Annotated in this window: 20 protein-coding genes and 1 pseudogene; 15 read left to right on the forward strand and 6 right to left on the reverse strand. The window is 71.1% G+C overall.

The features are described from left to right. Positions 1 to 308: 308 nt before the first annotated feature. Positions 309 to 587 carry an aminotransferase class V-fold PLP-dependent enzyme gene (locus tag OG542_RS37685; RefSeq protein WP_328416957.1) on the forward strand — a complete coding sequence of 93 codons (279 nt, stop codon included), beginning with the start codon at positions 309 to 311 and terminating at the stop codon, positions 585 to 587. 67 nt (positions 588 to 654) lie between these two features. Here OG542_RS37685 and OG542_RS37690 read toward each other — a convergent pair whose 3' ends face one another. Together OG542_RS37690 and OG542_RS37695 are read right to left on the reverse strand one after the other, a co-directional pair. Beyond that, positions 655 to 1401, reverse strand: a complete 747-nt coding sequence (locus tag OG542_RS37690) for an IclR family transcriptional regulator (protein ID WP_328418271.1) — start codon at positions 1399 to 1401, stop codon at positions 655 to 657. A gap of 296 nt (positions 1402 to 1697) precedes the next feature. Further along, positions 1698 to 2444 (reverse strand): IclR family transcriptional regulator, encoded by a 747-nt coding sequence (locus OG542_RS37695; protein ID WP_328418273.1) that lies wholly within the window; start codon positions 2442 to 2444, stop codon positions 1698 to 1700. A 282-nt stretch (positions 2445 to 2726) separates the two neighbouring features. Here OG542_RS37695 and solA (OG542_RS37700) point away from each other — a divergent pair, with 282 nt between their 5' ends. From solA (OG542_RS37700) to OG542_RS37765, 14 genes and pseudogenes are all read left to right on the forward strand, one after another. Then, positions 2727 to 3863, forward strand: a complete 1137-nt coding sequence (solA, locus tag OG542_RS37700) for an N-methyl-L-tryptophan oxidase (protein ID WP_328416958.1) — start codon at positions 2727 to 2729, stop codon at positions 3861 to 3863. Positions 3864 to 3924: 61 nt separating this feature from the next. Then, positions 3925 to 5060, forward strand: a pseudogene (solA, locus tag OG542_RS37705) (N-methyl-L-tryptophan oxidase). A gap of 12 nt (positions 5061 to 5072) precedes the next feature. Then, a complete protein-coding gene (locus OG542_RS37710; RefSeq protein ID WP_328416960.1) occupies positions 5073 to 6044 on the forward strand; it encodes a succinylglutamate desuccinylase/aspartoacylase family protein in 972 nt (323 codons plus the stop codon). 84 nt (positions 6045 to 6128) lie between these two features. Beyond that, the gene (locus OG542_RS37715; protein WP_328416962.1) at positions 6129 to 7232 is read left to right on the forward strand and encodes an ABC transporter substrate-binding protein; all 1104 of its coding nucleotides are present in this window, start codon (positions 6129 to 6131) and stop codon (positions 7230 to 7232) included. Next, on the forward strand, positions 7225 to 8364 hold the full coding sequence (locus OG542_RS37720; protein ID WP_328416963.1) for an ABC transporter ATP-binding protein: 1140 nt from the start codon (positions 7225 to 7227) through the stop codon (positions 8362 to 8364). The genes OG542_RS37715 and OG542_RS37720 overlap by 8 nt, the downstream gene beginning before the upstream one ends. Before the next feature lie 3 nt (positions 8365 to 8367). Further along, the gene (locus OG542_RS37725; protein WP_328416964.1) at positions 8368 to 9258 is read left to right on the forward strand and encodes an ABC transporter permease; all 891 of its coding nucleotides are present in this window, start codon (positions 8368 to 8370) and stop codon (positions 9256 to 9258) included. Continuing rightward, positions 9255 to 10121: an ABC transporter permease gene (locus OG542_RS37730; protein WP_328416965.1), complete on the forward strand. Its 867-nt coding sequence runs from the start codon at positions 9255 to 9257 to the stop codon at positions 10119 to 10121. Before OG542_RS37725 ends, OG542_RS37730 begins: the two co-directional genes overlap by 4 nt. Next, positions 10118 to 11473, forward strand: coding sequence for an aminotransferase class III-fold pyridoxal phosphate-dependent enzyme (locus OG542_RS37735; RefSeq protein ID WP_328416967.1), 1356 nt, complete (start codon positions 10118 to 10120; stop codon positions 11471 to 11473). Before OG542_RS37730 ends, OG542_RS37735 begins: the two co-directional genes overlap by 4 nt. Before the next feature lie 33 nt (positions 11474 to 11506). Next, on the forward strand, positions 11507 to 12460 hold the full coding sequence (locus tag OG542_RS37740) for a succinylglutamate desuccinylase/aspartoacylase family protein (RefSeq protein ID WP_328416969.1): 954 nt from the start codon (positions 11507 to 11509) through the stop codon (positions 12458 to 12460). Next, positions 12457 to 13920 (forward strand): aldehyde dehydrogenase family protein, encoded by a 1464-nt coding sequence (locus OG542_RS37745; protein WP_328416971.1) that lies wholly within the window; start codon positions 12457 to 12459, stop codon positions 13918 to 13920. The genes OG542_RS37740 and OG542_RS37745 overlap by 4 nt, the downstream gene beginning before the upstream one ends. Continuing rightward, positions 13917 to 14855 (forward strand): aldo/keto reductase, encoded by a 939-nt coding sequence (locus OG542_RS37750; protein WP_328416973.1) that lies wholly within the window; start codon positions 13917 to 13919, stop codon positions 14853 to 14855. The genes OG542_RS37745 and OG542_RS37750 overlap by 4 nt, the downstream gene beginning before the upstream one ends. Before the next feature lie 45 nt (positions 14856 to 14900). Further along, positions 14901 to 15566 carry a haloacid dehalogenase type II gene (locus tag OG542_RS37755; RefSeq protein WP_328416975.1) on the forward strand — a complete coding sequence of 222 codons (666 nt, stop codon included), beginning with the start codon at positions 14901 to 14903 and terminating at the stop codon, positions 15564 to 15566. 52 nt (positions 15567 to 15618) lie between these two features. Then, positions 15619 to 16902: an NAD(P)/FAD-dependent oxidoreductase gene (locus tag OG542_RS37760; RefSeq protein ID WP_328416977.1), complete on the forward strand. Its 1284-nt coding sequence runs from the start codon at positions 15619 to 15621 to the stop codon at positions 16900 to 16902. Between the two features lie 91 nt (positions 16903 to 16993). Beyond that, positions 16994 to 18961: a heavy metal translocating P-type ATPase gene (locus OG542_RS37765; protein WP_328416978.1), complete on the forward strand. Its 1968-nt coding sequence runs from the start codon at positions 16994 to 16996 to the stop codon at positions 18959 to 18961. A gap of 5 nt (positions 18962 to 18966) precedes the next feature. Here OG542_RS37765 and OG542_RS37770 read toward each other — a convergent pair whose 3' ends face one another. The 4 genes from OG542_RS37770 to OG542_RS37785 form a co-directional block, all read right to left on the reverse strand. Beyond that, positions 18967 to 20034 (reverse strand): LacI family DNA-binding transcriptional regulator, encoded by a 1068-nt coding sequence (locus OG542_RS37770; RefSeq protein ID WP_328416979.1) that lies wholly within the window; start codon positions 20032 to 20034, stop codon positions 18967 to 18969. Between the two features lie 87 nt (positions 20035 to 20121). After that, the gene (locus OG542_RS37775; protein ID WP_328418275.1) at positions 20122 to 22509 is read right to left on the reverse strand and encodes a beta-galactosidase; all 2388 of its coding nucleotides are present in this window, start codon (positions 22507 to 22509) and stop codon (positions 20122 to 20124) included. 2 nt (positions 22510 to 22511) lie between these two features. After that, complete coding sequence (locus OG542_RS37780) at positions 22512 to 24275, reverse strand: beta-galactosidase (protein WP_328416981.1); 1764 nt, start codon at positions 24273 to 24275, stop codon at positions 22512 to 22514. 30 nt (positions 24276 to 24305) lie between these two features. Next, entirely contained in the window at positions 24306 to 25487 is a 1182-nt protein-coding gene (locus OG542_RS37785) for an MFS transporter (RefSeq protein ID WP_328416983.1), read from the reverse strand. Positions 25488 to 25591 lie beyond the last annotated feature (104 nt).

Consider the following 25591-nt stretch of genomic DNA (forward strand, 5'->3'; position numbering starts at 1 on the left):
CCTTCGCGCAGATGCCGGTGAGCTTCCCTTACCTGGACTGCGACTTCTTCATTACAGTCTGCACAAGGGGATGGGCGCGCCGGTCGGCAACGGCATGCTGGTCGTCAGGGAGTGAGCCATCGATCGTACGTGGCCCCTGCCGGCCCCCTTCGATCCGCCTCCGCTGCGCGTCGACAAGTTCGACCACTGGAACCTCGGCACCTACAACTCGGCCCTGCAGGCCGGCATCCTGCCGGCGGCGCGCTTCCACCGGGAGATCGGGGCCCGGGCCGTCCACGCGCGCGTACGGGAGCTGACCCGGTACCGGGGTGGAGCGCGCCGCCGCGATCCCCGGGTTCAGGCTGCATACGCCGCTGGACACGGAGACCCTGGGCGCTGTGAACCTGTTCTCCGTCGACGGCCTGGACGCCAGAGCCGTGGAACAGGAGCTCCGGGACGCGCACCAGGTGCAGGTGAAGCACCGGGAGGTACGGCACCTGAGCAGCATGCGCGTGTCGCCCCACATCTACATGCGCGAGAGCGAGCTCGACCGTTTCGTGGACGCTCTCGCGGAAGTGGTCGACAATCAGAGCGCCGGCCGCTCCTGACCCGAAAACGCGTCACGCCCCCTGCCGGCCGTCGGCAGCAGGGGGCGCAGTCATGCGCGCCGGGCTGTCACGCGCCCAGTCGGCGGTCGCTGATGCCGGACGCCGTGTCGGCGACCAGGCGGCCCCACTCGGGCAGCCGGTCGGCGTCGTAGCGGGAGTCGGGCATGGAGACGGCCACGGAGGCGAGCGGTGTGCCGTCCTCGTCGAGGACGGGTGCGGCGATCGCGCAGACATCGGGGCGGTACTGGTTGCGGTTGACGGCGTAGCCGTCCGTGCGCACCCGCTTCAGCTCGGCGCGCAGCTCGGCCGGGTCGACCGTCGTCGCGTCGCTGTAGCGCTCCAGCCTCTGGGTGGCCAGTTCGTCCACGTCGGCGGGCGGCAGATGGGCCAGGATCGCGCGCCCGGTGGCGGTGGCGTGCAGGGGAGAGGTGTCGCCGATCGCGTAGTACGTCCGTACCGCGTGAGCGCAGTCCACGCGGTCGACGACGACCATGCACTGCAAGGCGTCCGGCACCGACAGGTGGATCGTCTCGTTCAGCGCGTCCCGCAGCCGGATCATGGGCTCCCTCGCCGCCGCGAACAGGCTGGAGCCCTGAAGGGCCGCCGGACGTACGGCGAGCACCCGGGCGCCGATCTCCCAGCGGGTGGTGTCCTGGCGGTTGGCCCGCAGCCATCCCGCCTCGTTCAGGCTGACCAGCGTGCGCTGCACCGTCGACTTGGGCAGACCGAAGAGCTTCGTCAACTCGCCCACTGTCACGGGCTGGTGGTGGGCGACCGCCTCCAGGATGCGCAGCGACCTGGTCACGCTCTTCATTTCCATCGGGGCCCCGTCAGTTTTCGTTCGTCGGTCTCGGCCTCTTGACTCCCTCCCGGAGTCGAAGGGGTGATCGTGTCGGATTCTAGCATGGCGTTCCACGATACGGCACGCATGCTGACCCCCCGCGGTGATGGACGGTGGTAGCGCCCTGGCCGCGCTTGCCCCCGCGGGGCAGCCCCCTGCGCCCGGCCATTTCCCCGGCCGGGCGCAGGGCGGCGACTGTTGCCCGATGTGAGAAAAGGGCCGGCCCCACGCTGATGCGTGAGGGCCGGCCCATCATCGGAGGTGCTCGTTCAGGCGCCCATGCGACGCCCCGTGATCTCCGCGGCGGTGTCGGCGACCAGGCGGCCCCACTCGGGCAGCCGGTCCGCGTCGTAGCGCGAGTCGGGCATGGAGATGGCCACGGTGGCCAGTGGCGTGCCCTCCTCGTCGCGGACGGGCGCGGCGATCGCGCAGACGTCCGGCCGGTACTGGTTGCGGTTGACCGCGTATCCGTCGATGCGGATCCGGTCCAGCTCGGCGCGCAGTTCGTCCGGGTCGGTGGGCGTCGTGTCGCTGTAGCGCTCCAGCCCCTGCGCGATGAACTCCTCGACGTCCTGCTTCGGCAGATGGGCCAGGACGGCGCGTCCGGTCGCGGTGGCGTGCAGGGGTGAGGTGTCGCCGACGGTGTGGAACGTCCGTACGGCGTGAGCGCAGTCCACGCGGTCGACGACGACCATGCACTGCAGGGCGTCCGGGACCGACAGGTGGATCGTCTCGTTCACCGTGTCCCTCAGGCGGACCATGGGCTCGCGCGCCGCGGCGAACAGGCTGGACCCCTGGAGCGCGGCGGGCCGTACGGCCAGGACGCGGGCGCCGATCTCCCAGCGGGTGGTGTCCTTGCGGTTGGCCCGCAGCCAGCCGGCCTCGGCCAGCGTGACCAGGGTGCGCTGCACCGTCGACTTCGGCAGGCCGAAGAGCTTCGTCAGTTCCCCCACGGTGACCGGCTGATGCTGGGCGACCGCCTCCAGGATGCGCAGCGACCTGGTGACGCTCTTCATTTCCATCCGGTTTCCCCCTGTTAATCCTCAGAATCTCTCGCGGACACCTCTTGACTCCCCTGGGAGCCACTGTCATTCTCTGTGCCAGATACTAGCACAGCATTCCACAATGTGGCACGGCTCGCCGGAAGATCCCGAGAACGCAGCCGGCATTCCGAGACACGGCGCCCGTGAGCCGAGGTCCCTCGAAGGACCCGCCCCCTCCGCCCGCAAGCCACCTCGAATCGAACAGCCTCACGCAGGGGCTCAGCATGCGCCCCGGCGATACGAAAGGAAAGCCCCGTGTCAGCTGCCAGGAAGCGAGTCGCCGTCGTCGGCGTGGGAACCATGGGCAGCCAGGCCGCCTGGCGCCTCGCCGCCCGTGGTGCGGAGGTCGTCGCCTATGACCGCTTCGCCCCCGGCCACGACCGCAGCGCCGCCGGCGGCGAGACCCGTATCTTCCGCAGCGCACACTTCGAGGACTCCCGGTACGTCCCGCTCCTCAAGCACGCCGACACCCTGTGGGGGCAGCTCCAGCAGGAGACCGGCCGCGAGCTGCGCCGCCTGACCGGCTGCCTGCTGATGGGTTCCACCGAGCACCAGCAGATGGCCACGGTCCTGGAGTCCATCGCCGAACACGGCCTCGACCACGAGGTGCTCGACGCCGAGGCCATGGCCAAGCGCTTCCCGCAGTACCGGCTGGAGGACGGCGACGCGGCCGTGCTCGACCGCCGTGCCGGCTTCATCCGGCCCGAGCTGACCGTCCAGACCGCAGCCCGGCGCGCCGGGCAGTTGGGTGCCCGTATCGAGCGCTACACGCCGGTGCGCGAGATCACCGAGGCCGGCGGCGGGGTGGAGGTACGTACCGACGCCGGCAGCGAGCGCTTCGACGCGGTCGTCGTCACCGTCGGCCCCTGGGTGAACGACCTGCTTCCCGACCTGCCGTGGGAGGTGGACATCCGCCGCCTGATCAGCGCCTGGTACGTCCCCACGACCGACGCCTGGTTCGGTGAGGAGCGCCCCGCGTTCATCCGCACGACCCCCACGCACTGCTACGGACTGCCCTCCCCGGACGGCGTCTCCGTCAAGCTCGGCCTGTCCCGCGCGCTGCACAGGCCCGCCGGCGACCCCAACGCGCTGGACCGCACCGTCCAGCCGGAGGAGCTGGACATCTTCACCGAGCAGATCCGCCGCCACCTGCCGGACCTGCACCCGGACCCGACCCGCCTGGCCGTCTACATGGAGGGCTACACCGAGAGCAGCCGCCCGCTGATCGGCCCGCTGCCCGGCGCCGGCAACGTCGTACTGCTCGCGGGCTTCTCCGGTCACGGCTTCAAACTCTCGCCCGCCTTCGGGGACATCGCAGCCGACCTGGCGCTGGACGGCACCTCCTCCCAGCCCATCGACTTCCTGTCGACCGTCGGCCGCACCACGTCCTGAACCGGCCCCGACCACCATCCGGCTACACCGGCACGTCCGGCCATCCGGCAAGGAGAACCACATGGCGAGGAAACGCGTCGCGGTCGTCGGCACCGGCACGGTCGGCAGCCAGGCCGCCTGGCGGCTGGCGGCCCGCGGAGCCGAGGTCGTCGCCTACGACCGCTTCGCCCCCGGTCGCGACCGCGGCGCCGCCGGCGGTGAGACCCGGGTCTTCCGCAGCGTGCAGACCGACGACGGCCGGTACGTGCCGTTCGTGCGGCACGCCGACGCCCTCTGGAAGCAGCTCCAGACGGAGACCGGTCGCGAACTGCGGCGGCTCACCGGGTGCCTGTTCATGGGACCGGCCGACGACCCCGAGACGCGTACCGTCCTGGACGTCGTCGCCGAACACGGCCTCGACCACCAGGTCATCGACGCCGAGTCCGTGGCGAAACGTTTCCCTCAATTCCGTGTCGACGACGGAGACCTGGCGGTCCTCGACCCGCATGCGGGGTTCGTCCGCCCGGAGCTGACGGTCCAGACCGCGGCCCGCCGTGCCGAGGAGCTGGGTGCGCGGATCCGCCGCTACACCCCCGTGCGCGTGTTCGTCCCGCCGCAGGGGGAGGCGTGGAGATCCGTACGGACAGCGACATCGAGCGCTTCGACGCCGCGGTGGTCACACCGGGGCCCTGGGTGGGCGACCTGCTGCCCGATCTGCCGTGGGAAGTGCGCGTCCACCGTGCGATCAGCGCCTGGTTCCTGCCCCACGAGGACCATCAGGCCGGTGAGGAGCGCCCCGCCTTCATCCGCCGAGGAGGCCCTGTCCCCTTCTACGGGATCCCGTCCCCGGACGGCCTCTCCGTCAAGCTCGGCGTGTCCCAGGCCCACCACCGGCCCGTGGACGACCCGAACCGGCTGGAGAGGACCGTCGTGCCCGAGGAACTGGAGATGTTCAGCGAGATCGCGCGGCGCCACCTGCCCGGTCTGAACCCCGACCCGGTCCGCGTCTCCGCCTGCATGGAGGGCTACACCGGCAGCACCCGTCCGCTGGTCGGCCCCCTGCCGGGATCGGAAGTCATCATCCTGCTGGCCGGCTTCTCCGGGCAGGGCTTCAAACTCTCGCCCGCCATGGGCGACATCGCCGCGGACCTCGCCTTGGAGGACCGCACCGCCCAGCCGATCGACTTCATCAGCACGCTCGGCCGCACCACCGCCTGAATGAGGAACGACATGACACTCACCGTAGGCCCGCTGCGGGCCGAGCCGGGCCGCAAGACCCGCGGGGTGATCCCCGTGGACCTCGGACTCACGACCGTCGAGATCCCCCTCGTCCTCGTCAACGGCTCCCGCCCCGGACCCCGGGTCGTCATCACCGGCGGCGTCCACGGCGGCGAGTTCGTCGGCATCGACGCGGCCACCCGCCTGGCCGGGTTCCTGGAGCCGGATGACGTCACCGGCCAGGTGGTGATCTGTCCCGTGGCCAACCCGCCGGCCGTGTACGACGGCCGCCTGGGCAAGTCCCCGCTGGACGACGTCAACATCAACCGCGTCTTTCCCGGCGACCCCGCCGGTGGGCCCACCGAGCGGCTGGCGGCCTGGCTGTTCGAGCACGTCATCTCCGGTGCCGACGCCTACGCGGACCTGCACAGCGGCGGCATCGACGAGACCCTGCTCGACTTCGTCGGCTACCGTCTGACCTCCGACGCGGAACTGGACGCCAGAACGCGGGCCATGGCCCACGCCGTCGGCTACGAACGCGTACTGTTCGGCCGCAACGCCGAAGGCGGCAACAGCCACGCCGCGGCCGCCCGGCAGGGCATCCCCGCCATCCTGATCGAGACCGGGCAGCTCGGCGAACGCGACCCCGCCCAGGCACGGGCTCTGCTCGACGGCCTGTACCGGCTGCTGCACCACCTCGGTGTCATCGACGCGCCGCAGCACGTCGCACCGGTGACCGTGCCGCCGCGCGACTGGGTCTGGACCGGCTCCGTCGTCTCACCGGCCACCGGCCTGTGGTACCCGGACGCCGCGACCGGTGACGAGGTGACCGCGGGGCAGCCCGTCGGCCGCGTCATCGACCCGGCCGACGGCAGCGAACACAAGGTCACCGCCACAGCCACCGGACAGATCCTCTACGGCATGAACGGGCTCACCGTCGCCCCCGGCGCGGAACTCGCCGCCATCGCGGTGCCGCACGACTGACCGGCACCGCCCACAGATCCGCCCCCCCGTACCACCACTCCCCTCGAACAGCTGGTCCCCACGCGCCATTTCAGGAGATTTGTCATGAGTGATCCCATTATCGGCCGCAGAGCGCTCCTGCGCGGAGCAGGCGGCCTCGCCGCCCTCGCCGCCGTGCCCTCCCTCGCCGCCTGCGGCACCGGCACCAGCCGGGCCTCGTCCGGCAGCGCCAAGGGCGGCGGCAAGTCGGTGGTCGTCCGCGACAGCGGCGGCACCTTCGGGGAGGCTCTCCAGAAGGCGGTCTACACACCGTTCACCCAGGAGACCGGCATCAGCGTCCAGGTCGTCAACCTCCAGGGCACCCAGATGCTGGCCCAGATCAAGCAGGGCCGCCCCCAGTTCGACCTCATCAACAACTCGATGATGGACCACCTCAAATTCGCCGCCCAGGACGCCCTGGAGACGCTGGACCCCGACCGGATCAAGAGCCTCAAGAGCGCCAAGATCCCGCAGAACCAGATCACCGACCATGCCGTCGGCAACAGCTTCTACGGCCAGTGCATGGCGTACCGCACCGATGCCTTCGGCGGCCGCAAGCCGGAGTCGTGGGCGGACTTCTGGGACGTCAAGGCGTTCAAGGGCAGCCGCTCGATGTGCAACCCGGACGCCGACCTGCCCGAGCTGGAGTTCGCGCTGCTGGCCGACGGCGTCCCGATGGACAAGCTGTACCCGCTCGACCTGGACCGCGCCTTCAAGTCGCTGACCCGGCTCCGGCCCGACATCAAGAAGTTCTGGGACAGCGGCCCGCTCCCCGGTGTGCTGCTCAGCCGCCAGGAGGTGACGATGTCCACCGTCTGGGACGGCCGGATCGCCGACCTGCAGAAGCAGGGCGTCCCCGTCGTGCGGCAGCTGGGCGGCATGCGCCGCCAGTTCCAGGGCTACGGCATCGCCAAGGGCGCCGCCCATGTGGACGCCGCCTACCAGCTCATGGACTACTCGCTGCAGCCCGAGGTCCAGGCCCGCCTGGCGAAGACCTTCCCGTCGAACCCGTCTTCTCCGGTGGCCTACGAGAAGCTCACCAAGGAGGAGCGCAACGCTCTCGCGGGTGCGCCGCAGTACTACGACAAGGGCTTCGACGCGGACATCAACTGGTGGATCAAGAACGAAGCGACCGTCACCAAGCGTTGGTTGGAGTGGGCTCGTGGCTGAATTCGGTGTAGTCGCACCGTCCTTCGAGGTGGCCGGTGGCAAGCTGCCCACCGCGACCGGCAAAGCGCTGTCGGTCGTGGCCCTGCGCAAGACGTACGGGGACGTCGTCGCTGTCGACGAGGCGTCCATGGAGATCGCCGCCGGGGAGTTCGTCACCTTCCTCGGCGCCTCCGGGTCGGGCAAGACCACGACCCTGATGATGATCGCGGGCTTCTGCGAACCCGACTCCGGCACCATCACCGTCGGGGACCGCGACGTCACCCGGCTCGCTCCGCAGAAGCGCAACCTCGGCTTCGTCTTCCAGCAGTACCTGCTCTTCCCGCACCTGACGGTCAGCGAGAACGTCGCCTTCCCCCTCACCCTGCGCGGGGTGCCGAAGGGCGAGATCCGCAAGCGCGTCGGGGAGACGCTGGAGATCGCGGGCCTGTCCGGCTTCGGCGGCCGCAAGCCGCGTGAGCTGTCCGGCGGGCAGCAGCAGCGCGTGGCCCTGTGCCGGGCGCTGGTCTACCGGCCACCGGTGATCCTCATGGACGAGCCGCTCGGTGCTCTGGACAAGAAGCTCCGCGACCAGCTCCAGATCGAGATCAAGGCCATCCAGCAGGAACTCGGCCTGACCGTCATCTATGTGACGCACGATCAGGAAGAGGCGCTGGTGCTGTCGGACCGGATCGCGGTGATGCGCAACGGCCTGATAGAGCAGTTCGACACGCCCCGCGAGTTGTTCGAGCGGCCCAGGACACCGTTCGTGGCGGACTTCCTCGGCGCGGCGAACTTCCTGCCCGGCCGCGTGCTGCAGAACACTGATGAACACACCGTGGTCCGCCTCGACCAGTCCGGCGGTCTGCTGAAGGCGCGGCGCCACGAGCTGGCCTCCGGCACGCCGGTCAAGGTCGCCGTCCAGCCGGGCCGTCTGCGGGCCTGCGCCCCGGACGACGGTTTCTGTACCGGCACGGTGGAGACCGCCACCTACGTCGGCACCCTGGTCCGCGCCGGCGTACGCATCGACGGCGGTGACGCACCGCTGCTGCGCCTCGAAGTACCGGCCGGCCGCGGACCCGTGACCGGCGAGCGGATCGGCATCACCGTCGACCCGGACGACGTCAACCTCTTCCCCGTCGAACAGGGCGGGTGAGCCATGACCGCCACACTGACCGCCAACGCCCCGGCTCGTCCGCGCAAGCTGCTGACCTCCCGCCGGACAAGGGTCGGGATCCTCTACGCTCTGCCCGTCGTCGTCTATCTGCTGGTGCTGTTCGTCTACCCGATCCTCAGCACGCTGTTCCTCAGCCTCAAGAACGCCGACGGCTCCCTCACCCTGCACTGGTACGCCGAAGCGCTGACGGGCGTCAACCTCTCCGTCCTGTTCACCACGCTGCGGATCTCCGCCGAGACGGCGCTGTTCAGTCTCCTCTTCGGGTTCATCCTGGCCAACGCGATCTCCCGGCTGAAGCCCTTGTGGGCGGGTGTGGCGATGCTGATCGTGATCGTGCCGCACTTCATCAGCGCCCTGGTGCGCACCTACGGCTGGATCATCCTGCTCGGTGACAAGGGCCTGGTCAACGAGACCCTGGTGTGGGTGCCCGGAGCGCCTTTCCAGCTGTTGTACAACGAGATCGGCGTGGTCATCGGCACCACCTCGGTGATGCTTCCGTACACCGTGCTGCTGCTCTACGGGGTGATGCGCGGCGTGGACCGCCGCCTGCTCGCGGCGGCGGCCAGCATGGGCGCGGGTCGTGTGACCATCTTCCGCCGGGTCTACCTGCCGCTGGTCGCCCCTGGTCTTGCCAGTGCCGGACTGCTCAGCTTCATCCTGTCGCTGGGCTACTACATCACCCCGGCCCTGATGGGCGGCCCGCAGCAGACGATGATCGCCTCGCTCATCAACCAGCAAGTGATGAAACAGAACCAGTGGAACGGCGCGGCCGCCGAGGGCGTCATCCTGCTGCTGCTCACCTTCGCCGGACTGCTGCTCGTCAAGCTCATCACCTCCCTCGGCGCCAGCCGTAAGAAGAGGAGCGCGTCATGATGGAGCTGCGCAGAACCCTCGCCGGACGGATCACCCTGACAGCGGTCGCCACCGTCATCCTGCTGTTCCTGGCGCTGCCGATCATCGTCATCATCGTCACCTCCTTCAGCGACAACGCCTTCGCCGCGTTCCCGCCCAAAGCGTGGACGCTGGGCTGGTACAAGGCGCTGTTCGCCGACGGCAGCAAATGGCCAGCCGCCCTGTCACTGAGCGCGCTCGTTGCCTGCCTGAGCACCGTGTTCTCGCTGATCATCGGCGTGACCGCGGCGACCGCACTGACCCGCAGCGAACTGCCGCTGCGCTCCGCGGTCTACGCCCTGGTGCTCGGACCGCTGCTCATTCCGCAGATCGTCACCGCGCTGGGCCTGTTCCTGCTCTTCGAGCCGGCCGCGATGCTGGGCAGCCCGCTCGCCATCGCCCTCGGGCACACCGTGCTGGCCTCACCGATCGCGGTGCTGATCCTGATCGCGACCCTGCGCGGGATCGACGAACGCCTCGAGGACGCCGCCGCCAGCATGGGCGCCGGACGCCTGACCATCGCCCGGCGGATCACCTTCCCCCTCGCCGCCCCCGGCATGATCGCCGCCGCGATCTTCTCCTTCATCACCAGCTTCGACGAGTTCTACATCTCCCAGTTCCTGTCCTCGGTCGGCACCGTCACCCTGCCGGTGCAGATCTACAACTCCCTGACCTTCGACATCGATCCCAGCGTGACCGCGATCAGCGCGATCCTGATCGCCTTCGCGATCCTCGCCCTCGCCCTGGTGGCCCTGGTGCGCTGGCTCGGCTCAGGACGGCAGGACTCCCTGCTGTCGGTCGAGAACACGGCAGGGATCGCCGCGCCCGGAGGTGAGGCCGTATGACCGCCACCGCTCAGCGGCACCTGCTGCTGAACATGACCGCCAACGGATCGCTCGCTAAACCCGGCAAGGACCTCTTCGTCGTGCGCCACGGCGAGGGCCCCTACGTCGACGACGCGGCCGGCAACCGCTTCATCGACGGCCTGTCCGGGCTGTACTGCTGCCAGATCGGCTACTCCTACGCCGACGAGATCGCCGAAGCGGCCCAGAAGCAGCTGCGCGAACTGTGCTACAGCCCTCTGTGGTCGGATTCCGCGCACCCCACCGGCCTGGCTCTCGCGGAGCGCCTCGCCGACCTGGCCCCCCACGGCATCGAGCACGTGTTCTTCAGCGGCGGCGGTGCCGAGGCGGTGGAGACCGCGTGGAAGATCGCCCGCAGGTACCACACCCTGCGCGGCGAGACGGGCCGGATCAAGGCGATCGCCCGGCGCGGTGCCTACCACGGGCTCACCCTCGGGGCGCTGTCCTTCACCGACGACCCCGGCCTCACCGAGCCGTACGGGCCGCCCGCAGTGGAGACCCACTTCGTCGCCAACACCAACCACGCGGCCCTGCAACAGCCGCTCGACGAGGCGGCCTTCACCGATTACCTGCTCGCGGACGTCGAGGCCACGGTCCTCGCGGCGGGACCGGAGTCGGTCGGGATACTCATCGCGGAACCGGTGCAGAACCGGGGCGGTTGCATCACCCCGCCCGCCGGCTACTGGGAGGGCCTGCGCCGACTGGCCGACCGGTACGGCTTCCTGCTGGTCGCCGACGAGGTGATCACCGCGTTCGGCCGACTGGGGGAGTGGTTCGGCGGCGAGTGCTACGGCGCCCGGCCGGACATCGTCACCGTCGCCAAGGGCATCACCGCCGGCTACGCCCCCATGGGCGCGACCCTGGTCTCGGACCGCGTCGCCGAGGTGATCAACCAGCCCGGCGAGGTCCTCAACCACGGCTACACCTTCAGCGGCCACCCGCTGAGCGCGGCCATCGCCCTGCGCAGCCTGGAGATCATGGAACGGGACCGCATCCTGGAGAACGTCCGCGGCCACCAGGACCACTTGGCCCAGCGCATGACCTCTCTCGGGGACCTGCCGATCGTGGGTGACGTCCGCGGCGCCGGATACTTCTACGCCCTCGAACTCGTCGGCGACCTCGACGACGGCGGCTTCAGCGACACCGCGCGCGCCGCGCTCGTCGCCGACCTGATCCCGCGCCGGCTGCGCGAGGCCGGGCTGCTCGCCCGCGTCTACAACCGTGCCGCCCCGCTGGTGCAGATCGCGCCCCCGCTGATCAGCGACCGCGCACTTCTGGACCGTATCGCCGACATCATCGCGGACACCCTCGACGAGGCCTCCGCCCGCCTCTGACCCCCTTCCGACAGCGTTTCTGAAAGGAACGACATGTACTCCATAGGTCCCCTGACCGTCGCCCCCGGCGAGCGCGCCCAGGGTCTGATCCCGGTCGGCACCAGCTCCTACGGCGTGGAGCTCGGCATCCCGCTGATCGTCGTCAACGGCACCGAGGACGGCCCGGTGCTGTGCGTGGACGCCGGTGTCCACGGTGACGAGTACGACGGCCAGGAGGCCATCCGCCGCGTCCTCGCCGCGATCGACCCGGCCGGCCTGCGCGGCACCCTCGTCGGCATCCCGTGCATGAACACCCCCGCCTTCGAGGCGGCGGCCCGCACCAGCGGCCTGGACTACCTGAACCTCAACCGGATCTTCCCGGGTGACGCGGACGGCTCGTACTCGCTGCGCCTGGCCGCCACCTTCGTCGAGCAGGTCGTCCCCGCCATCGACGCCCTGGTCGACCTGCACACCGGCGGCACCTTCGGCGAGATCGCCCCGCTCGTCATCCTTCAGGGCGGCTACGAGGACCTGGCGACCGACCTCGCCCTCGCGGCCGGTCACGAGCTGGTCTGGAAGGGTGGCAAGTGGGGCGGCACGGTCCGCCACCCCACCCTCGCGGCCGGCAAGCCCGCCGTCACCATCGAGGCGGGCGGCGGCACCTACCGCGAGCAGAACGTCGCCCTGCACGTCCACTCGATCCGCAACATCATGCGCCGACTCGGCATGATCGACGGCGAGGCGGACCTGCGCGACAGCTACACGACCGTCTCCGGCACCTTCGCCCGGTCCGCCGCCGGCGGCTTCTTCCTCGGCCACGCCGAGCCGGGTGAGACCTGCAAGGAAGGCGACCTGATCGCCCAGATCGTCGACCACTACGGCAACACGCTGGAGGAGGTCCGCGCCCCGCAGGACGGCATCGTGCTCTGGGTGCGCCGGATCCGCACCGTGCGTCCGGGCGACGAGGTGGTCATCTTCGGTGAGGTGCAGGGAGAGATCCAGCCATGAGCGGCGAACTCCCGCTGACCGAACTGCTGCTGATCGAGGGCAAGCAGGTCTCCGCCGCCGACGGCCGGAGCTTCACGGTCCTCGACCCGTCGGACGGCACGGCCCTCGCCGAGGTCGCCCACGCCGGCCCGGCCGACGTCGACCAGGCGGTGGCGGCGGCGCGCGCGGCGTTCACCTCGTCCGAGTGGGCCCGGATGCGCGCCGCGGACCGGGGCAGGCTCCTCGTCCGCATCGCGGAGGCGATCCGGCGCGAGGGCGAGTGGCTGGCGCGCCTGGAGTGCCAGGACGTCGGCAAGCCGCTCAGCCAGGCGAAGGCCGATGTCGAGTCCGCCGCCCGCTACTTCGAGTTCTACGCGGGCATCGCCGACAAGCTCGGCGGCTCCACGATCCCCCTCGGACCCGGCCTGATCGACTACACCGTCCGCGAGCCGATCGGGGTCTCCGGCCAGATCATCCCGTTCAACTACCCGCTCCAGAACACCGCTCGGGGGTCCGCCCCCGCCCTGGCCGCAGGCTGCACGGTGGTGCTCAAACCCTCCCCGGAGGCGCCGCTCACCCCGCTGGAGATCGGCCGTATCGCACTGGAGTGCGGGCTGCCGCCGGGCGTGCTGAACGTCGTACCCGGTGACGGCGAGACCGGCGCGGCCCTCGCCGGGCACCCCGGTATCGACCAGGTCACCTTCACCGGCTCGGTGCCGACCGGGATCAAGGTCGCCCAGGCGGCCGCCGCCAATGTGGTGCCCTCCGTGACCGAGCTGGGCGGCAAGTCGCCGTTCGTCGTCTTCGCGGACGCCGACTTCGACCTGGCGCTGAAGGCCATCCTGGGCGCGTCGTTCAGCAACGCCGGGCAGATGTGCTCGGCGGGCACCCGGCTGCTGCTCCAGCGCGGCGCCGAGGAGTTCCTGGACCGGCTGGCCGAGAAGATCGCGGGCCTGCGCGTCGGGCCGGGTCTCACCGACCCGGACATCGGCCCGCTGGTCGCCGCCCGGCAGCGCGACCGGGTCCTCGGATACCTGGAACTGGCCCGTCAGGAAGGCGCCGTGGCGCGGGTCGGGGGAGGCGCACCCGCCGCCCCCGAACTCGCCGACGGCTACTACGTCGAGCCGACCGTCCTGACCGGTCTTACCAACCAGGCCCGGTGCGCCCGCGAGGAGATCTTCGGCCCCGTCGTCACCGTCATCGACTTCGACGACGCCGACGACGCCCTCGCGATCGCCAACGACAGCCCGTACGGCCTGTCCTCCTACGTCTGGACGCGCGACATCGACAAGGCGATGCGCCTGGCCGAAGGCATCCGGGCCGGACAGGTCTACGTCAACGCCACCGGTGTCGGCACCGGCGTCGAGTTGCCCTTCGGCGGCTACAAGCACAGCGGCTGGGGCCGCGAGAAGGGCCTCGAAGCGCTGGCGAGCTACACGCAGACGAAGAACGTCTGCATCGGATTCGGGAGCCGGTCATGAGATACCGCACCCTGGGCGAACGCGGCCCGGCCGTCTCCGTCGTCGGCGTCGGCGGCAACAACTTCGGCTCCCGCCTCGACGAGGACGGCACGAAGGCCGTCGTCCACGCGGCCCTCGACGCGGGGATCACCCTGTTCGACACCGCCGACATGTACGGCGGGTTCGGCGAGAGCGGCGGTGCCCGCGGCGACGGTGAACGCCTCCTCGGCGTCGCCCTCAAGGGCCGTCGTGACGACGTCGTCCTCGCCACCAAGTTCGGCATGGAGATGGGGCCGGAGGCCGACCAGTACGGTCGGCGCGGCGCCCGCGCGTACATCCGGTACGCCGTCGAGTCCTCCCTGCGCCGGCTCGGCACCGACCGGATCGACCTGTACCAGTACCACGAGCCGGACGGCGTCACCCCGCTGGAGGAGACGGTCGCCGCCCTGCGGGAACTCGTGGACGAGGGCAAGATCGGGTACATCGGCTGCTCCAACCTCCAGGCCGAGCAGCTCACGGACGCCTTCGTCAGCACCCAGGCCCGCTACCACCTGCTCGACCGCAGCGTGGAGAACGACCTGATCCCGGCCTGCCTGCGCCACGGCATGGGTCTCCTGCCGTACTACCCGCTGGCCAACGGCCTGCTCAGCGGCAAGTACCGCCGGGGTCAGCAGCCCCCGCCCGGCAGCCGGCTCTCCTGGCGTGAGGGCTGGCTCACCGACGCGGCCCTCGACCGCGTCGAGGCGCTCACCGCGTACGCCGCCGAGCGCGGCCTGACCCTCCTCCAGGTCGCCGTGGGCGGACTGGCCGCACTGCCCGCGGTCGGCTCTGTCATCTGCGGCGCCATGAACCCAGCCCAGGTCACCGCCAACGCGGCGGCGGCCGACTGGATCCCCGACACGGCCGACCTGGCCGCCCTCGACGCGATCGTCACGCCCGCCGAACGCGTCGTCTGAAGCCACCGCATCCCCGTCCGAATCCGCGAAATGAGGCTAGACATCATGCGAGAGATCGTCACCTTCGACGCCTATGGCACCCTTGTCGACTTCCAGCTCGGCCCCACCACCCTGAAGGTCCTTGAGGACCGGCTGGATCTGGACAACCTCGACGTCGACGAGTTCCTCGACGACTTCCGCGTCATGCGCTTCCAGGCCGTCCTGGAGGCCTACCGCCCGTACCACGAGATCCTGCACTCCAGCCTGCGCAACGCCATGCGCCTGCACGGCCTGGAGTACCGCGAGTCCGACGGCGACGCCCTGGTCGAGGCCGTCCCCACCTTCGGCCCGTTCCCGGAGGTCCCGGACGCCCTGCGGCAGCTGAAGACCAAGTACGAGATCGCCATCATCTCCAACACCGACGACAACCTGATCGCGCGCAACGTCGAGAACATCGGCGTGGAGTTCGACCACGTCATCACCGCCCAGCAGGCCGGCGCCTACAAGCCGGACCGGCAGACCTTCGAGCACGCCTTCAAGACCATGGGTGTCGAGCCGTCCCAGGTCATCCACACCGCCCAGGGCTGGGAGTACGACCACATCCCGACCCGCGACCTCGGCCTGAAGCGCCGCGTGTGGATCAACCGCTTCGGCCGCCCCGGCAGCGCCCACTACCAGCCGTACGACGAACTGCCCGACATGACGGGCCTGCCGAAGCTGCTCGGCTGCTGACGGGCCCGGAGACACGGCGACACAGGACCCAGAACACGACAGGACGCACGCCATGAAGCAGATCCCCTACTGGCTCGACACCGCTCCCGCCCTGCCCGACCGTTCCGGGAAGGACCTGCCCGACGAGGCGGACGTGGTGGTCATCGGCGGCGGCCTCACCGGCCTGTCCACCGCCTACCACACCGCCCGCAAGGGAGCCCGGGTCGTCCTCGTCGAGAAGGACAAGGTCGGCTCGGGCGCCTCCGGCCGCAACGGCAGTATGTGCACCCAGGGCCTCACCATCGGCGTCGGAGAGGCCCGCAAACGCTACGGCCAGGAGCGCGCCCGCGAGCTGTACGACTCCTTCCGCGACGCGGTCGACGTCGTCGAGGACATCACCCGCACCGAGAAGATCGACTGCGACTTCAACCGTGCGGGACGCCTCGGAGTCGCCTTCAAGGCCCAGCACTTCGAGTCGATGAAGGCCACCCAGCGCGACCTGGCCGACAACTTCGGCCACGAGACGCAGTTGCTGACCCGCGGCGACCTGAAGGCCGAGCTGGGCTCGGACTACTACCACGGCGCCCTGCTCGACCCGCTCAGCGCCGCCCTGCACGTCGGCAAGTACGTCCATGGCATGGCTGAGGCCGCCGAGCGCGCCGGCGCGGAGATCCACGAACGGAACGCCGCCACCGGCCTCACCCGTCTGCACGGCGGCGGGTTCGTGGTCGAGACCCTCAACGGCAGCATCCGTGCCAAGCAGGTCATGGCCGCGACCGACGCCTACACCGACAAGGCGCTGCCGTGGTTCCGCAAGCGGCTCATCAACGTCGGCAGCTTCATCATCGTCACCGAGCCCCTCGGTGAGGAGCGCGCCAAGCAACTGATCCCCAGCGGCCGCCTGGTCGTCGACTCCAAGAACATCGGCCACTACATCCGCCTCACCCCCGACAACCGTCTCGCCTTCGGCGGCCGGGCCCGTTTCGCCCCCTCGGACCCGGCCTCCGACGTCAAGAGCGGCGACATCCTGAAGCGGGAGATGACGGAGATCTTCCCGCAGCTCGCCGGGGTGCGCATCGACTACGTGTGGGGCGGCATGGTCGGCTTCTCCTGGGACCGGCTCCCGCACGCGGGCGAAGCGAACGGCCTGTACTACTCGATGGGCTACTGCGGCCACGGGGTCCAGATGGCCACCTACATGGGCCGTGCGGTCGCCGAGATGATGGACGGCAAGCCGGAGGCCAACCCGCTGCGCGGCCTCGGCTTCCCCAAGGTCCCGGTCCCCTTCTACAACGGAACGCCCTGGTTCCTGCCGTTCGGCGGCGCCTACTACAAGGCCAAGGACAAGCTGCGCTGACGCTCGTCCCCGGCTACATGAAGGTATGAATGAGTCTTCATGTGTTCCTGTAAGGTGAGGAGTCTACGCGTTCCTGCCAGAAGGACCACTGATGACTTCCACCCTCACGCCGCGGCCGGTCGAACGGGCGGAGCACGCACGCCCCGGGACCGTGCCGCGGCGGCGCACCCGTGTCCTCGCGCTCCCCGAGGCGCGCTGGGCCGCGGCGGCCACCGCCTTCTTCCTGCTCGCGCTGCCGCTCCAGCTGACCGGCGCCCCCGCCTGGGCCTGGGGCCCGCTGTACGCGGTGTCGTACGCCACGGGCGGCTGGGAGCCGGGCTGGGAGGGGCTGAAGGCGCTCAAGGACCGCACCCTCGACGTCGACCTGCTGATGGTGGTCGCCGCACTGGGTGCGGCCGCGATCGGGCAGGTCATGGATGGCGCCCTGCTCATCGTCATCTTCGCCACCTCCGGCGCCCTGGAGGCGCTGGCCACGGCCCGCACCGCCGACTCCGTCCGCGGCCTGCTCGACCTGGCCCCCGCCACGGCCACCCGGCTCTCTCCCGACGGCGGCGAACAGGTCGTCCCCGTCGAGGAGCTGACAGTCGGCGACATCGTCCTCGTCCGTCCGGGAGAGCGCGTCGGCGCCGACGGCCGGGTGCTGGACGGGGCGAGCGAGGTGGACCAGGCGACCATCACCGGCGAGCCGCTCCCCGTGCCGAAGGAGCCGGGCGACAAGGTCTTCGCGGGCACCCTCAACGGCACCGGAGCCCTGCGGGTCCGCGTCGAGCGCGACGCGTCCGACTCGGTGATCGCCCGGATCGTCCGGATGGTGCAGGAGGCGTCCGAGACGAAGGCGCCCACGCAGCTCTTCATCGAGAAGGTCGAACAGCGCTATTCGCTCGGCATGGTGGCCGCGACCCTGGCTGTCTTCCTGGTGCCGCTCGGCTTCGGCGAGCGGCTCACCGACGCACTGCTGCGCGCCATGACGTTCATGATCGTGGCCTCGCCGTGCGCGGTCGTGCTGGCCACCATGCCGCCCCTGCTCTCGGCCATCGCCAACGCCGGACGGCACGGTGTGCTGGTGAAGTCGGCCGTGGTGATGGAGCGGCTCGGCCAGGTGGACGCGGTCGCACTGGACAAGACCGGCACACTGACCGAAGGCAGCCCGCGCGTCACCGACGTCCGGCCGCTGCCGGAATCCGGCTTGGACGAGGGCGAGTTGCTGACCCTTGCGGCAGCCGCCGAGCGGCCCAGCGAGCATCCGCTGGCCCGGGCGGTCGTCGAAGCGGCCCGTGAGCGCGGCCTCGACCTGCCCGATGCGGAGGACTTCGCCTCCGCGCCGGGCGTGGGAGTGACCGCCGTCGTCGACGGCCACGCGGTCGCGGTGGGTGCCCCGGCCCGGCTGACGGACGACGCCCTCGAAAGGGTCGCGGAACTGGAGGAGTCAGGCCGCACCGCCGTCCTGGTCGTCGTCGACGGCGCCTCGGCCGGACTGCTCGGCATCGCCGACCGACTGCGCCCGGACGCCGCCGCCACGGTCGCCGCCCTCGCCACGCTCACCGGCACCGCCCCGGCACTCCTCACCGGCGACAACCCCCGGGCCGCCGCACACCTCGCCGCCGAGGCCGGCATCCACGACGTGCGCGCCGGGCTGCTGCCGCAGGACAAGCTGGCCGCCGTCCAGGAGATGGAGCGCGCGGGCCGCAAGGTGCTGGTCGTCGGGGACGGTGTCAACGACGCACCCGCCCTTGCCGCCGCCCACACCGGGGTCGCCATGGGCCGGGCGGGCTCCGACCTCGCCCTGGAGACCGCCGACGCCGTGATCGTGCGCGACGAACTCGCCGCCGTCCCCGCCACCATCGCCCTCTCCCGCCGCGCCCGCGGGCTGGTCGTCCAGAACCTCGTGATCGCCGGGGTGTTCATCGCCGGCCTCGTCGTCTGGGACCTGGCAGGCGACCTGCCGCTGCCCCTGGGCGTCGCCGGCCACGAGGGCTCCACGGTCCTCGTCGGACTGAACGGCCTGCGGCTGCTGAGGAAGACGGCCTGGCAGAAGGCCGCCGCCGAGGGGAGCGCCTGAGCCCGTCAGCCCACCGGTGGCGGACCGCTGCTCGCGCGCACGACGAGGTCCACGGGGACGAGGGTGTCCACGCGGGGCCCCTCGCCCGGGCCGTCGATGCGGTCCAGGAGAAGACGCAGGGAACGCGTGCCGATCTCGGCGAAGTCGGTGCGGACGGTGGTCAGCGGGGGCAGCAGATGCGCGGCCTCGGGGATGTCGTCGTAGCCGACGACACTGACCTCCCCGGGGACGGACCGCCCGGACTCGTGCAGGGCGTGCAGCAGGCCCAGCGCCATCTGGTCGTTGGAGGCGAACACGGCCGTCACCTCCGGGCGCCGGGCCAGCCGACGGCCCAGTTCGTAACCGGAGTCGGCACCCCAGTCCCCGACGAGGGGTGCCGGGACGTCGGCACCGGCCGCCTGGAGCGTCGCCTGCCAGCTCGCCAGCCGGTGGTCGGCGGAGGTCCAGCCGGTCGGGCCCGCGATGTGCCAGACGGTGGCGTGCCCCAGGCCGAGGAGATGCTCGATGGCCTTGCGGGCGCCGGTGCGGGAATCACCCGTGACCAGGGGAGTGCTGGCGTCGAGGGCACTCTCCAGCACGACCAGCGGAGTGCCGAGGTCGGTCTCCGCCAGTGCCTGGCCCACCCACTGCTGCGGGGCGATCGCGATGACGCCGTCCGCGCCCTCGGCCGACAGCCGGTTCACGGCCTCGACGACGGTGCTCTGGTCGGCCGTGTCCAGGGCGATGGAGCTGACGAGGTAACCGGCCTCCTGGGCCGCCGTGTTGATCGCGGTCAGGATGGAGGCGGGCCCGTACCGTGCGGCGTCGAAGGAGATCACCCCGAGCATCCGGGTCCTGCCGCTGGCCAGGGACCGCGCGCTGCGGCTGGGCCGGTAGCCGAGCGTGCGCATGGCGTCCAGGACCGCCTCGCGCGTCTCGGGGCGGACGGCCGGGTGGTCGTTGAGCACGCGGGAGACGGTCTGCTTGGAGACGCCCGACAGCCGGGCCACGTCGGCCATCACCGGCCGCGTCCCCGCGAAATTGCGCCTGCTGCGGCCCTTGGGAACCGGGCCGTCGGTGGCGCTCGGTGTCATGGCGGGTGATTCCTCGACGTCGGATACGGCGGTCCTGAACCCGCCCGGCAGGAGCACAGCATAGGCCGCGCGGTGCCCACAACGGCCTCAGCCGGTCCGGACCGGCCACACGCGCGTGACCACCCACTCGGCATGGCCCACCCCGGCCGCCCGCCAGGCATCGCCCACCTGCCCCGGCACATGCACCGGCGCCTCCGCCGCCAGCGGCAGCACCCTCAGCCGCAGCCTGCGGGCACGCAACTCCCCGGCGGGCAGCCGGTCCAGGCCGATGTGCCAGACCCGCCCGGAGTAGAACTGGTCGGCGACCAGGACATCCCCCACGTAGGCCCGTGCCAGATCACCGGTCCAGCGCAGCCGCAGCAGCACACCGGCGGGCGCCCGCAGCAGTTCCTCCGGTACGTCGACCCGGTACTCGGCGGCCACGGTGTCCACGGACTTGTCGGCGGGCACGCTCGCCCGGCCCTGTATCCCGGTCACGGGCTCGGGGGCCGGGCCGGCGGGCCTGACCAGGGTGACGCGGGCGGCGGTGTCGCCGAGGTCCCCGGCCCCGACGGTGTAGCGCGTGCACACCCCGTCCGCCTCCTCCCGCACCCGTTCCCCCTCCACCACCAGGGCGGAACCGGGCGCGGGCAGCACCGCGAACGACGGCTCGGCGCCCGGGCTGTGCAGCCGTACCTCGTCACCGTCGAAGACCACCCCGTCCGCGCAGAGCACCAGCCGCTCGGCTCCCCACGCGACACCCCGGTAGGCGGTACGGGCCGTCGCCGCGTCCAGGACCAGCAGGCCGACGCGGGAACCGTCGGCCGCGTCCACCTCGACCAGGGCGTCGGTGCCCGGCCGCAGACCGGTGACCAGGACCCGGCCGTTGACGGGGGTGAAGTCCCCGTTCCCGGACGGCACGACGACGGCCGCCACGGTGTCCGCGTCCAGGGCGAGTTCGGGCGCGATGCCGTCGGTCGCGGCCAGCACCAGGACCGTACGGCCGTCCGCCTCGACCGTGCACACCGGCTGCGCGGTGGCCCACTCCAGCCGCAGCCCGGCCACGTCCAGCCGCAGCGGCCAGCAGAAAAAGGCGCCGGAGGGCACCGTGACGGGAGCGCTCGGCAGAGTGAGCGCGGGCGTGCTCGGGAAGTCGACCCTGAACGTCGTGTCCGGGTGGTCCGGCAGCGGCTCGTGCGGCTGGTGGTTGGTCACGAACAGGAAGCCCGAGGTGCCGTCGGTGCGGACGGCCCAGCGCAGGGTGTCACGGTCGTGCTGCCCGGCCGGCAGCCGTTCGGGCAGCACGGACTCCATGGGCGCGATCCGGTGCCCGAATTCGGCCAGCAGCAGGTGCTGGAGCCGCAGTTCGTGGTACGAGGGCCGCACCTGGCCGTACTCGCCGAGCGGGGCCTGGAAGTCGTAGCTCAGGACCGGCAGGTCGTTGGGGTAGCCGGTGACGTGGGACTCCTGAAGGGTGGTCAGCTCTCCCGGCGGGTTCGTGCCGCCGTGGAACATGTAGTAGCCCTGCCACACCGAACCGCAGCCGATCTTGGTCAGCCCGAGCGCGCCCACGTCGGCGGCCTCCACCCGAGGCCGCCGGTGATAGGCCACCGCCATACCCCCTCCCAACTCGCAGGTGGCCCAGGGGAACCGGTCCGTCGGGGCCGGATCGGCGCCGCGCTCGGTCGTGGGCCGCAGATCGGCGCCGATGCCCTCGTCATCGCGTTCGTGCGTGAAGAAGAAGTGCTTGCGGCAGGTGTCGGGCCAGCCTCCGTCCGCCTCCGTCCAGAACGCCTCGGGATAGCCGCCGTACAGCGGAAGCAGTTCCTGGTCCGGGAGTCGCACCCCGCCCCATGCGGTCGACGTCCACAGCGGTGCGCTCAGCCCGGCCTCCTGGGCCAGGCGCTTGAGCGTGCGCAGGTGGCCGGGCCGGTCGTAGAGCTCGTTCTCGATCTGGATCGCGACGATCGGACCGCCGTGTGCCCGGTCCAGGCCGCGCAGTTGCTCCGCGACGGCCGTGAACCAGGTGCGTACGGGCTCCAGATAGGCCGGATCGTCGGTACGCGGCGTGCAGGCGCGGGCGAGCAGCCAGTCGGGGAGGCCGCCGTTGCGCACCTCCGCGTGTGACCAGGGGCCGATGCGCGGGACGAAGTCCAGGCCGTGGCGGGCGCACAGCCCGGCGAAACGCCTGAGGTCGCGGTCGCCGTCGAAGCGGACCCGGCCCTCGACCTCCTCGTGGTGGATCCAGATGACGTAGGAGGCGACGGCGGTCACCCCGCCCGCCTTCATCTTCAGCAGCTCCTCCTCCCACTCCCCGTTCGGGTAGCGGGAGTAGTGGAACTCGCCGGAGACCGGGAACCAGGGCCGGCCGCCACGGGTGAGCCAGCGGCTGGTCACGTCGATCCGGTCGGGCACGCCCGGCGCGTCGGCCAGGGGCAGATGGCCGGTGAGCGGGGGAGCGGGGGGTGCGGGAACGCGCAGTCGGTGCGGGGTCAGGGTCACCAGGTGTTCTCCGGGCCGAGGTCGGGGCTGTCGGTGAGCTGGGCGCGGGTGGTGGTGGTGCCGTGCAGCTCCAGCAGGACCAGCTCGTTGGTGCCCCGCCGCAGCACCGGGGCGGGGAGGTACAGGGTGTGCTGCGGGCCCCGGTTCCAGTAGCGGCCCAGATGGAAGCCGTTGACCCACGCCTGGCCCTTCGTCCAGCCGGGCAGGGAGAGGAAGGCGTCGGCGGGCGTGTCCACCTCGAAGGTGCCGCGGTGGAAGGCCGGCGTGACGGCCGCCTCGCCGGCCGGTGCGAACGGCAGCGTCCCCAGGTCGTCCAGCGGCAGCGGGCGGCAGTCCCAGCCTCGCAGGACGGTGCCGCTGAAAGTGACGGGTCCGAGCAGGCCCTTGGGCGCGCCGATACGAGGCCCGTAGTTGACGCCGCCCATGTTCTCGACGAGGACCTCCAGCGTCGCGCCGGAGCGTGGGACGCGCACGGGCAGTGTCTCGTCGTGGCGTTCGCGCTCCAGCACACCGACCGGGGCGCCGTCGACGAAGACCTGGGCCCGGTCTCCGACACCGCCGGAGAAGTGCAGCAGGCCGTCACCGGCAGCGGGAAGGGTGGTGCGGTAGAGCGCGTAGCCGGTGCGCTGCCCGAGTTCGTCCATGGTCACCGGGTCGTCGGCGTGCACGGGTGCGCCGAGCGTTCCGGCCAGGGGAAGCAGAGCCGCACGCCCGTCCAACTCGACGCAGGTGGGCGGAAGTTTGGGCCCCGCCCCGGGGACGGGCTCGTCGGGCACGCCGGCATGGCGGGCGATGACCTCGCGGAAGGCGTGATACTTCGGCCCCGGGTCGCCGCACTCGGTGAGCGCGGCGTCGTAGTCGTAGGACGTGACGGTCGGTGTGTAGGCGTGCTTGTGGTTGGCGCCGTTGGTGAAGCCGAAGTTGGTGCCGCCGTGGAACATGTAGATGTTGACGGACGCCCCGGCGGACAGCAGCCGGTCCAGGTCCGCCGCGGCGTCGGCCGCGTCCCGCACATGGTGCGGACCGCCCCAGTGGTCGAACCAGCCGATCCAGAACTCCGCGCAGAACAGCGGCCCTTCGCTCTGGTGCTCGTGCAGCCGCCCGAGGCACTGCTCGACGCGGCTGCCGAAGGTGCTGGCCGCCAGGACGCCCGGCACACTTCCGGCGGCCAGATGTTCCGGGTCGGCCTGGTCGCAGGTGAACAGCAGCTCCTCGACCCCCCGGGAACGGAACGCGTCGGCCAGGTGCTTCAGATACGCGCTGTCGTCGCCGTAGGCCCCGTACTCGTTCTCCACCTGCACCGCAATGACGGGTCCGCCCGCCGCGGCCATGTGCGGGCGGAGGGCGGGCAGCAGCAGGTCGAGGTAGCGGTCGACAGCCCCGGTGAAGCGCGGATCGCTGGTCCGCAGCCGGATGTCGGTGTCCGAGGTCAGCCAGTCGGGCAGGCCGCCTCCGTCCCACTCGGCGCAGATGAACGGACCCGGACGCAGCAGCACGCGCAGCCCCTCGTCCTGGGCCAGCCGGAGAAACCGGGGCAGGTCGAGGAAACCGTCGAGCACGAGGGGCCCGTCGGGATCCGGCTGGTGGTGGTTCCACGGAAGGTACGTCTCCACCGTGTTGAGGCCCATCAGACGGGCCTTGCGCAACCGGTCGGCCCACAGGTCGGGGTGGACACGGAAGTAGTGCAGCGCGCCGGAGAGGATGCGGAACGGATCGCCGTGCAGCAGGAATCCGTCGGACGTCGTCGTCAGAGCGGGCATGCGGAGGCTTCCCTTCGAGGTAGGGGGGAGTCAGTGGGATCGGGTGGCGCGGATCAGCCAGAGCGTGGCGGCCAGGCACAGCGCCGAGACACCGCACAGCAGGAGCGGCACCGCGCGGATCCCGGACCACTCGATGGCCTTGCCCAGCGCCGGCCCGGCGGCGACACCGCCGACCATGGAGGCCGCGATGACCACGGCACCGGCCCGCCGGGCGCGCGGCGCGGCCCGGTTCAGCCAGGGCAGTCCGGTGGGGAAGACCGGCGCGATGAACAGACCGACACCGGCGTACGCGTAGGGAGCCAGCGCAGGCACGGACGCGGCCAGCAGACACACCGTCATGCCCGCGCACGAGACGGTGATGATGGCCTGGGCGGAGAACCGCAGCGCGAGCGGGGCGACCAGGAAACGCCCGACGGTCATCATCAGCCAGTACACCGAGGTGGCGGTGGCCGCGACGCCCGCGCCGTAGCCGACGGTCTCCAGATGCGTGGGCTCCCAGCCGCCGACACCGGCCTCGACGGCGACGTGCAGGACGTACAGCGCGACGAAGACGGCGAGCACGGAGCCGAGGCTGCGGCCCAGAACCTGCCCACGACTGTCCTCGGTCCCGCCCGGCAGGGGCACGTCGTTCCGAACTCCCCTCAGGCACAGCAGCAAGGGCAGATTGGCGAGGGCGAAGCAGAGGAAGACGGCCGGGTAGTGCTCCGAGCCGACCACACCGATCAGGGCGGGGCCGAGGATGGCGCCGATGCCGAAGTGGGCGTTCAGAATGTTCAGCATCGCGGTCGAACGGTGGCCGAAGCCCACGGCGAACAGCTGGTTGAGGCCGTAGTCGATGCCACCGAAGCCGAGCCCCGCGAGCAGGGCCGCCGCGAGGGCGGTGGGCCAGTCGGGCGCCAGCGCGAAGCCCGCCGCGCCGACGGCCATCAGCAGATAGGAGCTGCCGAGGATGTGCCGGTTGCCGACCCGGCCGTAGAGCCGGTCGAACAGCAGCACACCGGCCACACCGCCGACGAAGTGGGCGCTCAGCCCCAGCCCCGCGGCGGAGGGCGACAGCCCGAACTCCTCACGGAAGGCGGGGATCGCGGGCCCGTACAGGGCCTGCAACGCACCGATGAGCACGAAGCCGACGCAGGACGCCACCACGGCGGCCCTTCTGAAGACCGGGGCGGGGGAGGTGACGGAAGGGTGAGGGGCGAGCTGCTCGGTCACGCGGACTCCGGAGGACGGCCCACCGGGGTGGGGTGGGTGGAGGACAGTCGCGTACGGCTGAACCAGAGGCGATGTTACCGGTAACATCACGCGCGTCAACACGT

Source organism: Streptomyces violaceus (assembly GCF_036014075.1).
GTDB lineage: Bacteria > Actinomycetota > Actinomycetes > Streptomycetales > Streptomycetaceae > Streptomyces > Streptomyces violaceus.

What these genes read in the sequence shown, in the direction of transcription:
- OG542_RS37745 (WP_328416971.1), top strand. Translation starts at nt 12,457, where the DNA reads ATGAGCGGCGAACTCCCGCTGACCGAACTGCTGCTGATCGAGGGCAAG.
- OG542_RS37760 (WP_328416977.1), top strand. Translation starts at nt 15,619, where the DNA reads ATGAAGCAGATCCCCTACTGGCTCGACACCGCTCCCGCCCTGCCCGAC.
- OG542_RS37725 (WP_328416964.1), top strand. Translation starts at nt 8,368, where the DNA reads ATGACCGCCACACTGACCGCCAACGCCCCGGCTCGTCCGCGCAAGCTG.
- OG542_RS37735 (WP_328416967.1), top strand. Translation starts at nt 10,118, where the DNA reads ATGACCGCCACCGCTCAGCGGCACCTGCTGCTGAACATGACCGCCAAC.
- OG542_RS37740 (WP_328416969.1), top strand. Translation starts at nt 11,507, where the DNA reads ATGTACTCCATAGGTCCCCTGACCGTCGCCCCCGGCGAGCGCGCCCAG.
- OG542_RS37765 (WP_328416978.1), top strand. Translation starts at nt 16,994, where the DNA reads ATGACTTCCACCCTCACGCCGCGGCCGGTCGAACGGGCGGAGCACGCA.
- OG542_RS37750 (WP_328416973.1), top strand. Translation starts at nt 13,917, where the DNA reads ATGAGATACCGCACCCTGGGCGAACGCGGCCCGGCCGTCTCCGTCGTC.
- OG542_RS37755 (WP_328416975.1), top strand. Translation starts at nt 14,901, where the DNA reads ATGCGAGAGATCGTCACCTTCGACGCCTATGGCACCCTTGTCGACTTC.
- OG542_RS37715 (WP_328416962.1), top strand. Translation starts at nt 6,129, where the DNA reads ATGAGTGATCCCATTATCGGCCGCAGAGCGCTCCTGCGCGGAGCAGGC.
- OG542_RS37780 (WP_328416981.1), bottom strand. Translation starts at nt 24,275, where the DNA reads ATGCCCGCTCTGACGACGACGTCCGACGGATTCCTGCTGCACGGCGAT.
- OG542_RS37770 (WP_328416979.1), bottom strand. Translation starts at nt 20,034, where the DNA reads ATGACACCGAGCGCCACCGACGGCCCGGTTCCCAAGGGCCGCAGCAGG.
- OG542_RS37695 (WP_328418273.1), bottom strand. Translation starts at nt 2,444, where the DNA reads ATGAAGAGCGTCACCAGGTCGCTGCGCATCCTGGAGGCGGTCGCCCAG.
- OG542_RS37710 (WP_328416960.1), top strand. Translation starts at nt 5,073, where the DNA reads ATGACACTCACCGTAGGCCCGCTGCGGGCCGAGCCGGGCCGCAAGACC.
- OG542_RS37730 (WP_328416965.1), top strand. Translation starts at nt 9,255, where the DNA reads ATGATGGAGCTGCGCAGAACCCTCGCCGGACGGATCACCCTGACAGCG.
- OG542_RS37690 (WP_328418271.1), bottom strand. Translation starts at nt 1,401, where the DNA reads ATGAAGAGCGTGACCAGGTCGCTGCGCATCCTGGAGGCGGTCGCCCAC.